This is a genomic window from Loktanella sp. DSM 29012, from assembly GCF_900110705.1.
In the GTDB taxonomy this organism is placed as follows: domain Bacteria; phylum Pseudomonadota; class Alphaproteobacteria; order Rhodobacterales; family Rhodobacteraceae; genus Loktanella; species Loktanella gaetbuli.
On sequence record NZ_FOEJ01000001.1, the window covers coordinates 322,099 to 337,442 of the forward strand.

At 62.4% G+C, this 15,344-nt stretch carries 14 protein-coding genes; 6 read left to right on the plus strand and 8 right to left on the minus strand.

The features are described from left to right. Window positions 1–69 precede the first annotated feature (69 nt). Window positions 70–525 (minus strand): GAF domain-containing protein, encoded by a 456-nt coding sequence (locus BMX27_RS01605; protein ID WP_090158164.1) that lies wholly within the window; start codon window positions 523–525, stop codon window positions 70–72. A gap of 232 nt (window positions 526–757) precedes the next feature. Between BMX27_RS01605 and BMX27_RS01610 the strand changes: the two genes are divergently transcribed. Beyond that, window positions 758–2,335 carry a gamma-glutamyltransferase family protein gene (locus BMX27_RS01610; RefSeq protein ID WP_090158165.1) on the plus strand — a complete coding sequence of 526 codons (1,578 nt, stop codon included), beginning with the start codon at window positions 758–760 and terminating at the stop codon, window positions 2,333–2,335. On the opposite strand, the gene hspQ is transcribed toward BMX27_RS01610, so the two are convergent. Then, entirely contained in the window at window positions 2,332–2,658 is a 327-nt protein-coding gene (gene hspQ / locus BMX27_RS01615) for a heat shock protein HspQ (RefSeq protein ID WP_056030061.1), read from the minus strand. The two genes, BMX27_RS01610 and hspQ, sit on opposite strands and share 4 nt — an antisense overlap. A gap of 207 nt (window positions 2,659–2,865) precedes the next feature. Here hspQ and BMX27_RS01620 point away from each other — a divergent pair, with 207 nt between their 5' ends. Then, window positions 2,866–3,450, plus strand: a complete 585-nt coding sequence (locus tag BMX27_RS01620; RefSeq protein WP_090158166.1) for a transglycosylase SLT domain-containing protein — start codon at window positions 2,866–2,868, stop codon at window positions 3,448–3,450. A 43-nt stretch (window positions 3,451–3,493) separates the two neighbouring features. Here the strand turns inward: BMX27_RS01620 and dps are convergent, their stop codons facing one another. After that, the gene (dps, locus tag BMX27_RS01625; protein ID WP_090158167.1) at window positions 3,494–3,973 is read right to left on the minus strand and encodes a DNA starvation/stationary phase protection protein Dps; all 480 of its coding nucleotides are present in this window, start codon (window positions 3,971–3,973) and stop codon (window positions 3,494–3,496) included. Window positions 3,974–4,160: 187 nt separating this feature from the next. Between dps and BMX27_RS01630 the strand changes: the two genes are divergently transcribed. After that, on the plus strand, window positions 4,161–4,763 hold the full coding sequence (locus tag BMX27_RS01630) for a LolA family protein (RefSeq protein ID WP_090158168.1): 603 nt from the start codon (window positions 4,161–4,163) through the stop codon (window positions 4,761–4,763). 114 nt (window positions 4,764–4,877) lie between these two features. After that, on the plus strand, window positions 4,878–6,281 hold the full coding sequence (gene puuE, locus BMX27_RS01635; protein ID WP_090158169.1) for an allantoinase PuuE: 1,404 nt from the start codon (window positions 4,878–4,880) through the stop codon (window positions 6,279–6,281). A 70-nt stretch (window positions 6,282–6,351) separates the two neighbouring features. Here the strand turns inward: puuE and BMX27_RS01640 are convergent, their stop codons facing one another. The 3 genes from BMX27_RS01640 to BMX27_RS01650 all read right to left on the minus strand — a co-directional run bounded on the left by BMX27_RS01640 (window position 6,352) and on the right by BMX27_RS01650 (window position 11,919). Beyond that, a complete protein-coding gene (locus tag BMX27_RS01640; RefSeq protein ID WP_090158170.1) occupies window positions 6,352–9,294 on the minus strand; it encodes a DNA translocase FtsK in 2,943 nt (980 codons plus the stop codon). Window positions 9,295–9,305: 11 nt separating this feature from the next. After that, window positions 9,306–10,484, minus strand: coding sequence for an aminotransferase class I/II-fold pyridoxal phosphate-dependent enzyme (locus tag BMX27_RS01645; RefSeq protein WP_090158171.1), 1,179 nt, complete (start codon window positions 10,482–10,484; stop codon window positions 9,306–9,308). A 109-nt stretch (window positions 10,485–10,593) separates the two neighbouring features. Continuing rightward, window positions 10,594–11,919, minus strand: a complete 1,326-nt coding sequence (locus BMX27_RS01650; RefSeq protein WP_090158709.1) for an amidase — start codon at window positions 11,917–11,919, stop codon at window positions 10,594–10,596. 44 nt (window positions 11,920–11,963) lie between these two features. Between BMX27_RS01650 and BMX27_RS01655 the strand changes: the two genes are divergently transcribed. Continuing rightward, entirely contained in the window at window positions 11,964–13,211 is a 1,248-nt protein-coding gene (locus BMX27_RS01655) for a UbiH/UbiF/VisC/COQ6 family ubiquinone biosynthesis hydroxylase (RefSeq protein ID WP_090158172.1), read from the plus strand. Window positions 13,212–13,274: 63 nt separating this feature from the next. Then, complete coding sequence (locus tag BMX27_RS01660) at window positions 13,275–13,655, plus strand: rhodanese-like domain-containing protein (RefSeq protein ID WP_056030085.1); 381 nt, start codon at window positions 13,275–13,277, stop codon at window positions 13,653–13,655. Here the strand turns inward: BMX27_RS01660 and BMX27_RS01665 are convergent. Both BMX27_RS01665 and serB read right to left on the minus strand, forming a co-directional pair. Then, complete coding sequence (locus BMX27_RS01665; RefSeq protein WP_090158173.1) at window positions 13,652–14,413, minus strand: TSUP family transporter; 762 nt, start codon at window positions 14,411–14,413, stop codon at window positions 13,652–13,654. The genes BMX27_RS01660 and BMX27_RS01665 overlap by 4 nt on opposite strands. Window position 14,414: 1 nt before the next feature. After that, on the minus strand, window positions 14,415–15,284 hold the full coding sequence (gene serB / locus BMX27_RS01670) for a phosphoserine phosphatase SerB (protein WP_090158174.1): 870 nt from the start codon (window positions 15,282–15,284) through the stop codon (window positions 14,415–14,417). Window positions 15,285–15,344: the final 60 nt, after the last annotated feature.

Here is a 15,344-nt window from a genome sequence, read left to right on the forward strand (position 1 = left end):
TCGGCCGATCCGGCTGCATCGCCGCCATTACCACAGCGCCGCGCGATCACAATGGACGCGTGGTCGCGGTCAGCGCGCAAATACCGCCGCAAGAAGTGCCGCTATTTGATCCGCATCGGTCTGCGTAAAGGCGTCGGGTTGATCGCTGTCGATGTCGAAAACCCCCAACAACGTGCCGTCACGGTCGCAGACCGGCAGGACCAGTTCTGACCGTGTGGATGATGCGCAGGCGATGTGCCCGTCGAATGCATCGACATCGGGGACAAGCTGCACTTGCCCTGTCCGCGCAGCAGCACCGCAAACCCCGCGGCTGAACGGGATCACGAGGCAACCATGACCGCCTTGATAGGGTCCAATCTTGAGAAGTTGGGGACCTGTCACGCGGTAGAATCCGGTCCAGTCGAACCTGTCGTCGGAATGGTGGACCTCGCAGGCGACAGTGGCCATCAAGGCTACGATGTCGTCTTCGCCCTCGGTCAGGGACGCGACGGTCTGGTGAAGGGCGGCATAATCAACAGTTTTCATTCTGCCGTCCTAGCGCCAATCGCAGGGCGGAAAAAGCCCGCAAACAGCCCAGACGCTGCCATGTCTTTGACATGTTGCCACGGCATCTTCGATACACAAGCTGCATAGCTTCTTGCGGCACCGCACAGCCTAGCCCCCACCCGGTCGTGCGGTGCCGCATCTTTGTCAGATCAGTGATTGCCCCGGCAGGCGAATTGTCTCAGGTTCCTCAGCAGTAAAGAGGGGGAAACCGATGCGCGATTTTCATAAACCGGGCCGATCCGCAGTCTATGCCGAAAACGGGATGTGCGCGACGTCGCATCCTTTGGCGGCAAAGGTTGCCATTCAGATGCTTGAGGCCGGCGGTAATGCAGTTGACGCGGCCATTGCGGGCGCTGTGCTACTGGGGATCTGCGAACCGCAGATGACAGGTATCGGTGGTGACTGCTTTGTCCTGATGACACCGCCCGGCGAAGACAGGATCATCGCGCTGAACGGTTCGGGTCGTGCGCCTGCCGGATTTTCGGCGCAAACCTTGCGTGATCAGGGACATGCGACCGTGCCTGTGGCCAGTGCCCATGCGGTGACCGTGCCAGGTGCCATCGACGCCTTTTGCCGGCTGTCGGCGGATTGGGGCAAATTGGGTATGAAAGCTGCCCTGGCCCCTGCCATTCATTATGCCGAATCGGGTGTTCCCGTCGCCCCGCGTGTGGCGTTCGATTGGGCGCTGGATGCCCCGCGTCTGCAGGGGGTTGCCCGCGACCAATACCTGATCGGTGGTGCGGTCCCGACGGTCGGGCAGATGTTTCGTGCGCCGGGCCAGGCAGATGTTCTGCGTCGCATCGCGATGGACGGGCGCGCCGGCTTCTACGAAGGCGAGGTCGCCGCGGACATGGTGGCCGCGCTCAACGTCGCGGGCGGGACGCATACACTGGATGATTTCGCGAACAACACGCCTGATTACGGTGACCCGATCCACGGGGCCTACGGCGGGCTGGATCTGTTCGAGCATCCGCCAAACGGTCAGGGTGCGACCGCGATCCTGTTGCTGAACATCCTCGCACAATTCGATCTTGCAGCGATGGACCCGTTCGGTGCGCAGCGTGTGCATATCGAAGCCGAGGCGACGAAACTGGCCTATGATGCCCGCAACCGGTTCCTGTCAGACCCAGACCACATGACGCGTCTGGATCATATGATGTCGATGGACACGGCGCAGAAACTGGCGGCCCAGATCGACCCGAAGCGGGCGCAGGCACCTCAGCGCGCACCCGTCGAGGCGATCCACAAGGACACCATCTACATCACCGTGGTGGACAAGGACCGCATGGCGGTGTCGCTGATCTATTCCGTGTTCCACGGGTTCGGGTCCGGCATCGCGTCCGACAAATTCGGCGTGCTGTTCCAGAACCGCGGTGCGGGTTTCAGCCTGACAGAAGGTCACGCCAACGAGGGTGGTCCGGGCAAGCGTCCGATGCACACGATCATTCCGGGCATCCTGCAACAAAACGGCAAGACACTGATGCCGTTCGGCGTCATGGGCGGGGCCTATCAATCGACGGGTCATGCGCGGTTCGTCACGAACATCACGGATTACGGGCTGGACGTGCAGACCGCACTGGATGCGCCCCGTGCGTTTTCAGATGTTGACGGGCTCAAGGTCGAGCGCGGCTATTCGGATGCTGTGCGTGCTGAATTGTCGGACATGGGGCACGACGTGAATATTCCCGAAACCGCGATCGGCGGGGCGCAGGCGATCAAATTGCGCGACGACGGTGTGCTGGAAGGCGCATCGGATCCCCGCAAGGATGGCTGCGCATTGGGGTATTAATTCAGCTGAACCTGAAGTGGATACGCCCCGTCCTCGAACGGACCGAACAGGTCCGGGACGTCGGGGTGGTCCACGGGTTCGCCGGAATAGTCCGCGACCAGATTTTGTTCTGACACGTAAGCCACGTAAAAGCTGCGGTCGTTTTCGGCCAGAAGATGGTAGTAAGGCTGGTCCTTGGCCGGGCGCGAATCCTCTGGAATCGCCTCGTACCATGCATCCGTGTTGGAAAAGCTGGCGTCCACGTCAAACACAACGCCCCGAAAGGGGTGTTTGCGGTGACGGACAACCTGTCCCAGATAGTATTTTGCGCGTGTTTTATACATAACGAACGCCCCCTAGACGCACAAATACGCCCAAACCGTGGCAAAAGTCCATCGGGGGCCATGCAATTCAGCAGAAACAGTCTGTCTATCGTCGGTCGGCGGATCAGCGCGGATGCGGTGATTGTGATCGGTGACGTCGGTTTGAACCGTTCACAGACAGCTGATTTTGGGCTATGCTGTAAAAAAACGAATAAAAGCGAGAGGCGTATGAGCAGTTTCTTTCGCGCACTGGTGCTCTTGGTATTGCTTGGCAGCTGCGGCAGCCGAGAGTTTTCGGCACCGCGCGACCTTGATAACGCGTGTTCCATTCTGTCGGAGCGGCCCGAATATCGCCGCGCCTTCAAGAGGGCAGAGCAGAAATATGGCGTGCCGATGCCGGGCATGATGGCGATGATCTACCAAGAGAGTAAGTTCATCGGCAACAACCGGCCGCCGCATCAATATGCCTTGGGGGTGATTCCCATTGGTCGTCAGTCCTCTGCCCTAGGCTATTCCCAGGCGCTGGATGGCACGTGGGAAGAATACCAGAACGAGGTGGGCGGCCGGCGATCCAAACGTGAGGATATCCACGATGCCGCTGATTTCATGGGATGGTACATGACCAAGACGGTCGCAGAAACCGGTGTGCCGATGTACGACATCCGCAATCAGTATCTGGCCTATCATGATGGCCGGTCAGGGTTCAAACGCGGCACGTGGCGCAGCAAGAGCTGGCTGATTCGCATCGCGGGCGAGGTCGAACAGCGTGCCTTGCTGTACGATCGTCAGCTGCGTTCCTGCGGCAAGAGATAACGAACACCCCCGCCCGTCACGGGCGGGGGCTGTCCACTGCGGATCAGACGGTGCTGTTGGCCCCGATGAACCACGCATCCTTGTCCAGCGCCCGGCTGATTTCGACGAACAAATCCTCGGTATCGCCATCGCCTGCCTCTTCGGCGGCCGATGCTGCAGCGCGGATCTGCTCACCGACGCTCAGAAACCGGGATTTCAGTTCTGCCACGTGATCCTTCAGTTCGGTCAGTTCGACCGGATAGGCCGTCATCTTGGCCTTGTCGGCTGCGACTTCCAGCGTACCGCGGGCATAGCCCCCCAGGATCACGGTGCGTTCTGCGATGGTGTCAATGCCGTCGCGCAAACGGGCGGCAACATCGTCCAGCAGTTCATGCACGCCGATGAAACCCGGACCCTTGAGGTTCCAGTGCGCCTGCTTGACCGCCATGTTCAGCGCCTGCATCTCGACCAGGTTGTCGTTCAGAATGTTGATGACTTTTTCACGGGTCTGGCCGTCGAGGCCTGCGACAAATGCTTCTGGCATGTCATGCTCCTAAATTGAGTTTTGCGGCGATGCCGCTGTTGACCACTTAATGCGCGGCCCCTGCCGCTGGTTCCATGGTGCGGATAAACGCTGACGGGGTGGCGCTATCGCATGTCAGACCCGATATGGTTTCCAACAGTGACACTGCGACCTATGTCGTGGGCCAAGTCGAATAAAGGTTAAGACCATGAACAGACGCACGCTTCTTTTGTCCGCGACGGCGGCCGCTTTGGTGGGAACCGGGGCACAGGCGCAGCAGCTCTCGCTGGCCCAGGTGTCGGCCTATTTGAACCAGCTGACCACAGCCACGGGCGGTTTCACGCAGATCAACAGCGACGGCACGCTGTCGACCGGACAGATTTATATCAAGCGTCCGGGCCGTATCCGGTTTGAATACAACGCACCCGACAACAGTCTGGTCATGGCGGGCGGCGGATCCGTCGCCATCTTTGATCCGCGTTCCAACGGGCCTGCGGAACGCTATCCGCTGAACCAGACGCCGCTGTCGATCATTCTGGCCGACAACGTCGATCTGGGGCGGGCCCGGATGGTGACGGGCCACACCTCTGACGGGACAACCACCACGATTACGGCGCAGGACCCCGACAATCCGCAATACGGCAACATCCAGATGGTGTTCACCGCCAATCCGATCGAGTTGCGCCAATGGGTTGTCACGGACGAGGTGGGTGAAACCACGACCGTGATCCTGAACGACCTGCGCCCCGGTGCCGCGATTTCCGATCGCCAGTTCAACATCATCGCGGAAAACAACGCGCGCGGAAACTGATCTGGCCTTGCCCCGGTGCGCGGGCGCGACCCGGGGCAACCTGCACGGATTTCTGTTTGCTTCGCTGTGCGGCGTGGCAGAGTATGAAATGCCGCCCCTCAGGAAAGACCGCAGATGACCTACCCCCGCGATATGATCGGCTATGGTGCGCAGACACCCGACCCCAAATGGCCGAATGGGGCCAGGATCGCCATCCAGATCGTCGTCAACTACGAAGAAGGCGGCGAAAACAACATCCTGCACGGCGATCCTGCGTCAGAAGCATTCCTGTCGGAAATTCCCGGTGCGGTGCCTTGGCCCGGGCAACGACACTGGAACATGGAAACGATTTACGAATACGGTGCCCGTGCCGGATTCTGGCGGCTGCATCGCCTGCTGCACGACACGCCCGTGACCGTGTTCGGCGTCGCGACCGCCCTGGCGCGGGGGCCGGAACAGGTTGCCGCCATGCAGGCCTCTGGCTGGGAAATCGCGAGCCACGGGCTCAAGTGGATTGAATACAAGGATACCCACGAGGACACGGAACGCACGCATATCCAGCGCGCCGTCCGCCTGCATACCGAAGTGACTGGCGAACGTCCGCGCGGTTTCTATCAGGGCCGCGCCTCGATGAATTCCATGCGTCTGGCCGCCGAAGAGGGGTTCGACTACCTCGCCGACAGCTATGCCGATGATCTTCCGTTCTGGCAGACTTTTGGCGGCAAGGATCATCTGGTCGTGCCCTACACGCTGGATGCCAACGACATGCGGTTTTCGACCCCCAACGGGTTCAATGCGGGCGATCAGTTTTTCGACTATCTCAAGGCCAGCTTTGACGCGCTTTATCGCGAAGGTGTCGATGGCGCGCCCAAGATGATGTCGATTGGCCTGCATTGCCGGTTGGCGGGGCGTCCGGGCCGGATCGAGGCGCTGCGCAAGTTCATGGATCATGCGCGCAGCCACGATGGTGTCTGGTTTGCGACCCGCGCACAGATTGCCGACCACTGGCGTGCGCATCACCCCGCGCCAACCGGGTTGCGTCCATCGCAGATGAATCAGGCTGAATTCGTCGCCAAATTCGGCGGAGTTTACGAACATTCCCCGTGGGTCGCCGAAGAAGCGTTCAAGCTGGAACGCAGCCCGGCCCATGATACGCCCGCGGGGCTGGCCAACCTGATGGCCCGCGCGTTTCGCCGCGCAACGCCCGAAGCAAGGCTGGACGTGCTGCGTGCGCACCCCGATCTGGCCGGAAAACTGGCGGCGGCCAAACGCCTGACCGCCGACAGCACGTCAGAACAGGCATCGGCGGGGCTGGATGCGCTGACCGACGCCGAACGGTCGCTGTTCCAGCGCGCCAACGAGGCCTACACCAAGAAGTACGGTTTTCCGTTCATCATCGCGGTGCGCGACAATACCAAAGACACGATCCTCGATGCCTTTGAGACACGTCTGAACAACACCAAAGAGCAGGAATTCGTGACCGCCTGCGAACAGGTGAACAGGATCGCCGCGCTGCGGTTGCAGCAAATCCTGAGCTGACAGCAATCGCCCCGCGCATCTGCCTGATGCGCGGGGCGATGTGGCTCTGAACCAATGATTAGGGTCTATTCTAGTGCTGTTCCGGCACCAGGATTTCACGTTTGCCGACGTGGTTTGCCGCGCTGACCACACCTTCGTCTTCCATCTGTTCAACCAGGCGGGCGGCCTTGTTGTAGCCGATCGCCAGCTTGCGCTGGATGTAGCTGGTCGAACACTTGCGGTCCTTGATGACGATGGCCACGGCCGTGTCATAGAGCGCGTTTTCAGCGTCAGATCCGTCGCCAAGACCCAGCACCAGATCAATGCTGCTTTCCGCGTCCTCTGACGGGCCTTCGACTACGCCGGACATGTATTCGGGCGGACCGAACGATTTGAGGTAATTGACGATTTCCTCGACCTCTTCGTCCGAACAGAACGGGCCGTGGACGCGCGTCACCTTGGACCCGCCCGCCATATACAGCATGTCGCCCATGCCCAGCAGTTGTTCGGCACCCATTTCACCCAGGATGGTGCGGCTGTCGATCTTCGACGTGACCTGAAAGGAAATCCGGGTCGGAAAGTTGGCCTTGATCGTGCCGGTGATGACATCGACCGACGGCCGCTGTGTCGCCATGATCAGGTGGATTCCCGAGGCACGCGCCATCTGCGCCAGACGCTGGATGCAGGCTTCGATTTCCTTGCCGGCGACCATCATCAGGTCGGCCATCTCGTCGACGACGACGACGATGTAGGGCAGGACCTCTGGTTTGAATTCATCTGTCTCGAACACGGGTTCGCCGGTCTCGTCATCGAAACCTGTCTGCACGGTACGGCTGAACATTTCGTCCTTGGCCAGCGCCTCGCGGACGCGCCCGTTATAGCCGTCAATGTTGCGCACGCCCATTTTCGACATCTTGCGATAGCGTTCTTCCATCTCGCCCACGACCCATTTCAGAGCCACAACAGCCTTTTTAGGGTCTGTTACGACAGGCGACAGCAGATGCGGGATACCGTCATAGACGCTCAGTTCCAGCATCTTGGGGTCAATCATGATCATCCGGCATTCCTCTGGCGACAGCTTGTACAGCAGCGACAGGATCATGGTGTTGATGGCCACGGATTTACCCGAACCGGTTGTCCCTGCAATCAGCAGGTGGGGCATCTTGGCAAGGTTCGCGACAATGGGCTGACCGCCGATATCCTTGCCCAATGCCAGCGGCAGTTTCATCGCACTGTCGCCAAAATCACGGGCGGACAGGATTTCGCGCAAGACCACCTTTTCGCGGTTCTCGTTTGGCAGTTCGATGCCGATCACGGTGCGGCCGGGCACGGTCGACACACGGGCAGACAGGGCGGACATGCTGCGCGCAATGTCGTCTGCCAGACCGATGACGCGGCTGGCCTTGAGGCCCGGTGCCGGTTCCAGTTCGTACATGGTGACGACGGGACCGGGGCGCACGCTGACGATCTCGCCCTTGACACCGTAGTCATCCAGCACGTTTTCCAGCATGCGGGCGTTTTCCTCGAGTGCTTCATCAGACAGCACATGGCGCTGCACGCCAGCGGGGTCGGCCAACAGGTTCAGCGGCGGCATCTCGTAGGCGGCGAACTTGTCCTCGAACGCCAGTTCGGGCTGTGCCTCGGCGCGGGCCTGCTTGGACGGGACGACCTTGCGGCTGAGTTCGTGCTGCACCACGGCGCGACGCGGCTCTGCGGGGTTGGCGCGCGGCGCGTCGGGGTCAAACAGCGGTTGGGCGACCAGCGGTGCGGCCTCTTCGCGGGGCAGGGGGCTGCGCTGATAGACGGCCGGGGCCTCGGGTTCGATGACGGTGTCGTCCTCGTCCTCGGTCAGCGTGAACGCGTCCATGGCAGGTTCGGATTGTGTCAGCGGCGGCACCTTGGGCAGAACAAGCGCCTTGGGGCGGCGGCCTTCGGTCAGGGACGGCTCGATCCGCACGCCAGTGACTTCGGGCGACACGACAGGGGCGGGCGGCATGGTGCGGGCGCGCACCGCGTCGGAAATACGGCTGCTGATCCGATCCTCTGGCGGGCTGTCGATATCGCCTTCGTAGGCCGTTTCAACCATCTCCGGCTCTGGTGCCTTGCGCCGCAAAAGCGACCCTATTCCGGGCGTTTTGCGCGAAGGCTGCGGCACCTTCTCTGCGACATGCATTGTGTCGCCAGTCAGTGGCGGTTCGGCCCGTGTGCCGTCAGCGCGGATGATGGGCGGCATCTTGCGGCTGGTGGCGTGACCGGGATTTGCCCGCACGGCGGCGATGGCGCGCGCGCGCGCATCGTCCTGTGCCGGGGCCTGTGCCGCGCGTTCCTCGCGGCGGGCGGCCATGTTGCTGCGGGCCGCCCCTGCTGCCTGTGCGGCGCGAAGGGTGCCGGTGTTCAGCAGTCGGAGTGCCGTATCATACAGCATCACCGTGCCCAGCATGACGAAGCGCAGACCGTGACGGATTTCGGCCCGCGTGAACCCCAGCGCAAAGGCAAGCAGCGCCACGGTTGCCGCTGCCAAAATCAGTGTCAGGACCTTGATCGAAAACGCGGCGCTGACAGGCAGGATCGTCAGGACCATGCCCAGAACGGTATCGCCCAACAGACCGCCCAGACCGAAATTCGGCGGCCAATTCGCACCGGGTGTCAGGGTGGCGGCATAGAGCGCCGCCACCACGATCACGATCGGTGCGAAAACCACCCGCGTCCCGGCGCGATCAGACCCCGAATGCATCATGAACCGCACGCCCCACGCCAAGAGCGTCATGGGCAGCGCCCAGATGCCCAGACCCACGATCATCATGACCGGTGCTGCAATCGCCGCACCGGGTGCGCCCAGCCAATTGCTGACCGGTGCCTGCGTCGCCGAAATCCAGGACGGATCATCAGGGGAATAGCTGAACAGCATCGCGGCGGTCAGCAGGCCCAGAACGATCAGACCCAATCCCAGCAACTCCTTGCCGCGACGTTCAAGAACGGCCTGGGTTTCACTGTCCAGAAGGGGGTCGCGTTGCCGGGTCTGGTAGGATGCCATTCGTTTCGTCCTCACTGGTATAGGCAGTCGCGCAGGCGGGTCAGGCCTGTGGCAACTTCGGTCTTGGGGCCGCACAGGGCGACCCGGATGTAGGGTGCACCGGGGTTTCCGGCGGCTGTATCGCGGCTAAGGTAGGCCCCGGGCAGCGTACGCACGCCGGTGGTCTGCCACAGGTGCAGCGCGGCCGTTTCACCGTCCGCGACGGGTAGCCACAGGAAAAATCCTGCCGGCGGGCTGACGTAGCCGGGCACATGCCCCAGGATTTCGTCGGCCACGGCGAATTTTTCAGCATAGAGCGCGCGGCTGGCGGTCACATGATCCTCGTCGTCCCAAACAAGGGCCGAAACCGCCTGAATAGGGCCGGGAAGCGGGGCACCGGCATAGGCGCGCAGCGCACGGATACGGGCGATGTTGCCCGGGCCAGAGGCGCAGAACCCCGACCGCAATCCCGCGAGGTTCGACCGTTTCGACAGCGAATGGAAAATGACGACCCGGTCGGGGTCTGCACCCATGTCGCGGGCGATTTCCAGCGCGCCGGGGGGCGGCGTGTCGCGATAGATTTCGGAATAGCATTCGTCGGCAAAGATGATGAAATCATGCTTTTCCGCCAGCGCAATCAGGTCGCGCCAGTAATCGCCACTGGCCACGGCACCCTGCGGGTTGGCAGGCGAACAGACATAGGCGATGGCCGTGCGATCAAGGATGTCAGCGTCGAGTGCGGCAAAATCCGGCAGGTGCCCGGTGTCAGAGGTCGCGGGCACATAAACAGGCTCTGCACCCGTGCTGAGAGCCGCAACGGCGTAGACCTGATAGAACGGGTTGGGGGTCAGCACGACAGGGCGCTGGCCGTTCTTGGTTTCGGGGCACAGCGCCATTGCCGCGTTGTACAGACCCTCTCGGGTGCCATTCAGCGCCATGATTTCCGGGGCGGCGACGGTCACGCCATAGCGGCGGTGCAGCCAACGGCTGATCGCGTCCAGCAGAACGGGCGTGCCATCGTTATTGGGATACTTGGCAAAGCTGGCCATTTCAGCGGCCAGCGCATCGGGCAGAAACGCCGGAAAGGCGTGCTTCGGCTCTCCGATGGTCATGTTGATCGGTGTGTCGCCCGGCTGGACGGCATCTAGCAGCCCACGCAAACGGGGCCACGTCGCAACCGGAAGGTCTGCAAACCGCATCGGGGGTTTCATGTTACTGCCTCTCATGCGGGATCATGGCGTCCCGCTTATCAGCAGGTTAGCCGCCTGTAATGCCCGCTGTCCAGCGGCAGCGCGGGGCTTTGGGCAGGGATTGTGTCTTTTAGGCCAGCGCGAGTTCTGCGGCGCGTGCAACCCGCAACAATGCATCATCGCGGCCCTTTTGGCCGCACAGCATGATCCCGCAGGATTTGGTTGCCGTTGGCAATGTCACGGCAGGCAGGTCCATCAGGTTCGCGATGCGCGTGTTGCGCAGGGCGGCGAGGTTCTGAACCTTGTAATAATCGTTGTCGGCCATCAGGCGTGCGACCTCCGGTGGCAGGATCGAAGCGGTCGGCATCAGCAGGGCATCATAGGGTGCGGCGGCGGTGGCGAATGCAGTGCGAATGTCGCGCAGGCGGGTCCAGTTTGAAATATAGTCGGCTGCCGTCACATCGCGCCCTGCAGTGACGCGTTCCTCGATCTGGCCGAACATCACGCCGGGGTGGCCGGTGATCAGGTCCCGCCACCACGCCCATGCGTCCGCCGTGTAGAGAGGTCCGGCAAAACCAAAGGCCTCTTCCAGCGAGGCGAATTTCAGGTGCGAAACGGTCGCACCGGCGCGTTTCAGATCACGGACCGCCGCGTCAAAGGCTGTGCGCGTCTCGGGGGCCAGGTCGTGCATCGCAACCGTATCCAGAATGGCAAGGTTCAGATCGCGGCGCGGTGCGGTCAGATCCGGTGCGCGCGCGCCTTCGAGTGCTGCAACCAGCAGGGCCGCGTCGGTGACCGACCGGCAAAGCGGCCCGATGGTGTCGAACGTCAGGCACAACGGCACGGTGCCGTCCAGCGGCAGGCGGCCATGGGTCGTCTTGAACCCCGTCAGATCGTTCCATGCGGCTGGAATGCGGACCGACCCGCCGGTGTCCGACCCGATGGCTGCCGCCGCCAATCCAAAGGCGACCGAGGCGGCGGCCCCCGAAGACGATCCGCCCGGAACCGCGTCGTGGTTGTTCCGGTTTGGCGGTGTCGCCGTGATCGGGTTGATGCCCAACCCGGAAAACGCGATTTCGGACATATGCGTCTTGCCCAGACAGACCAGTCCGGCCGCGGTCGCATTTTCCAGCACATGCGCATCACGCTGCGGCACACGGCCCGCCAGCATGCGGGTGCCTGCCTCTGTCACGGTTCCGGCGCTGTCGAACAGGTCTTTCCAGCTGACCGGCACCCCATCCAGTGGGCCACGCCGCAGCCCGGATGCGGCGCGTGCACTGGCCGCCTTGGACTCGGCGCGCGCGCGGTTTTCGGTCACCGTGGTGTAGATGCGTTTCGCATCGGGGTGTTCCGCGATGGCCTTGAGAAAGACCTCGCACAAATCGATCGGGTCGATACCACCTGCGGCAATGGATTGCCCCAAAGCCTCGGCCGTCATCCAGCGCCAGTCATCCATCACAGCCTCCATGCGTTACGGTCAGGCTAGCGGTGCGGTGCCGCATGGACAATCCCGCGCGGACGGCCATATCAAGCGGCATGAACAATCAGAATGATATCCTCATCGTGGGCGGTGGCCTGAATGGCCCGGCGCTGGCCATTGCCTGCGCGCAGGCGGGCCTGCGCGTCACGATCATCGACGCCATGACGCCTGACGTGCATCGCGACCGCGATTTTGACGGGCGCGCCTATGCCTTGTCGCTGACTTCGGTGCGGATGCTGCGCCGATTGGGGCTGTGGGACGCGATCGCGGACAACGCCCAGCCGATGCTGGACATCAAGGTGACGGATGGCCGTGCCGGCGAAGGCGCATCGCCCTGGATGATGCATTTCGACCATGCGGAAATCGAAGAAGGCCCGATGGGCTGGCTGGTCGAGGATCGCCACCTGCGCCCTGCATTGCTGGATGCGATGGACCGCGACTGGATCACCCATCTGACGGGACGCCGGGTCGTGGAGCAAACGGTCGATGCGGCTCGTGCCACAGTTACGCTGGACGACGGTGATGTCTTGTCCGCACAGGTCCTGGTGGGCTGCGATGGCCGCAGCAGCGGGACGGCCTCGCGCGCGGGGATCGGACGCACGGGATGGGATTATGACCAGCTTGCCATGGTCTGCGCCGTGGAACACGAATTGCCGCATGACGGTATCGCGCATCAGTTTTTCATGCCCGGTGGGCCATTGGCGATCCTGCCGCTGACGGGAAACCGGTCGTCCATCGTGTGGTCCGAGGACGCGACCCGCGCCCGTGCGGCGATGGACCTCGATGATGACGCGTTCCTTGACGTGTTGAAACCTGCCTTTGGGTCGTTTTTGGGCGACATCAAGCTGGCGGGCACCCGGTTCACCTATCCGCTGGGCCTGACCATGGCGCATAGCCTGATCGGGGCGCGTGTGGCGCTGGTCGGTGATGCGGCGCACGGGATTCATCCCATCGCGGGACAGGGCCTGAACGCCGGTCTGCGCGATGTGGCGGCCTTGGCACAGGTTTTGCAGGACGCGCGTCAGCGTGGGCAGGATATCGGTAGCCCGACCACGCTGGAGGCCTACCAGCAGTGGCGCCGGTTCGATACGGTCAAGCTGTCGCTGGCGACTGACGCATTCAACCGGCTGTTTTCAAACGATAACCCGCTGCTGCGTGGGGTGCGCGATCTGGGGATGGGTGTCATCAATGCCTTGCCCGGCCTGCGGCGTGGTTTCATCCGCGAGGCAGCCGGCCTGAACGGGACGCTGCCGCGCCTGATGCGCTGAAGCTGGACTTGACCCGCGCTGCGCTATCTCCTGTCCAGAGAATAACGCACAGGAGTTTCCACCGTGAAAACAGCAAAAGACTATCTCGACGCGGCCAACGCCGTCATTACCCGCATGCCCACCGAGGACGCGATCAAGGCACATGCCTCTGACGACGGCGGCATCTGGATCGACGTCCGCGACAGCGGCGACATCGCGAAAACCGGCACGATCAAGGGCGCCAAACGGCTGCCGCGCGGTTTCATGGAATTCGCCGCCGATCCAGCGTCGCCCTACCACAAGGACTTCATGCAGCCGGATGGGAAATACTACCTCGTCTGTGGTGCCGGTGGTCAGGCCGCACTGGCCGGTAAGACGTTGAAAGAGATGGGATATGCCGACGTGACCAACGTTGGCGGTGTCCCCGACTGGAAAGAGGCCGGCGGCCCGACCGAAGACGCCTAAGCCCACATCTGCCATAGCAGCCGCACGGCAAGCGCCGTTGCGGCTGTGACCAACACCGGCTTGATCAGGCGCGATCCGATCCGCATGGCGAGTTTCGATCCGACCCACGCACCCGCGATCTGGGCCGCGCCCATCGCCAGCCCGACCATCCACCACGGTTCCGCGACCAGCGCATATGTGGCGATGCCGCCAAGGTTGGAGGCAAAGTTCAACAGCTTGGTATGGGCTGTCGCACGCAGTACGCCATAGCCCGCCAATCCGACAAACCCCAACATGTAGAACGCCCCGGCCCCCGGCCCGATCAGCCCGTCGTAGAATGCGACCAGCGGCACTACGGTCAGCGCGAACAGTCCCGGTGCAATGCGCTGGGCGCGGTCGACGTCATTCAGTCCGGGTTTCAGCGCGAAAAACAGTGCAATTCCGATCAGCAAAACTGGCAGACCAAGGCGGATCACATCCGTGGGCAGGCGGGACGTCAGCAGCGCACCGATGATCGCCGCCCCAAAGGCAAGGACTGCGGGCCAAAGCTGCCTGCGCAAATCCACATGCCCGCCCCGTGCATAGGTGATCGCAGCCATACCCGCGCCGAATACGCCCTGCACCTTGTTCGTCGCAATGGCCGTCACCGGCGGCGCACCCGCCAGCACGAGGACAGGCAGCGTGATCAGCCCACCGCCACCGGCGATGGAGTCCACGATCCCGGCAATAAAGGCGGCGCATAGCAAAAGGAGCAGGATCTCGCCCGCGACCTCGAACACGTCAGGCCACGAAATCCGCGTCGGTGTAACCCTGGAGATAAAGCAACGCCGTCAGGTCACCGTGGTTGATCCGCACGTCGCATTCCGCCTGCACGCTGGGTTTGGCATGCAATGCGACACCCGTACCGGCACGCCCCAGCATTCCCAGATCGTTCGCGCCGTCGCCGACGGCGATGACGTCAGTCTCTGCTATCTCCAACTGTGCGGTGATTTCCTCTAGTGCCGTGACCTTGGCCGCGCGTCCCAGGATCGGGCGACCCACCTCGCCCGTCAGCGTGCCGTCTTTCACCATCAGTGTGTTGGCGCGGTTTTCGTCAAACCCGAGCGTTTCCGCAATTTTCGCGGTAAATGCGGTGAAGCCACCCGACACGAGTGCCGCATGTCCGCCCTGCGATTTCATCGTTTGCACCAGCGTGCGACCGCCCGGCATCAGGGTGATGCGGGTATCGACGACCTGTTGGATGATGGTTTCAGGCAGACCGCGTAGCAGACCGACCCGTTCGATCAGCGCTGCTTCGAAATCCAGCTCTCCGTTCATGGCGCGGGCGGTGATATCGGCGACGCGGGGACCGACACCGGCCTCTGCCGCCAGTTCGTCAATGCATTCCTGCTGGATCATCGTGCTGTCCATGTCCGCCAGAAGCAGGCGTTTGCGTCGTCCCGCGCTGGGCTGAACCACGAGGTCAATGCTCATGGCCTGCATGTCGTCCCAGACGGACCACAGGTTGTCCGGCTTTTGCGCCATCGGGAATTCAGCCGCCGTATTGCCGGATAACCAGACGGCATCGCCGCCGCCCCAGGCGTTGCGCAGGTTTTCGACCAACACGGTGTTCAACTGGCCGGGACGGGCGATCAGTGTCGTGATGAACATGGGCGACCTTTCTGTCTTTGCAGCACGGATTAGCGTTGATAGCGTCCAAGGGAAAGTGGA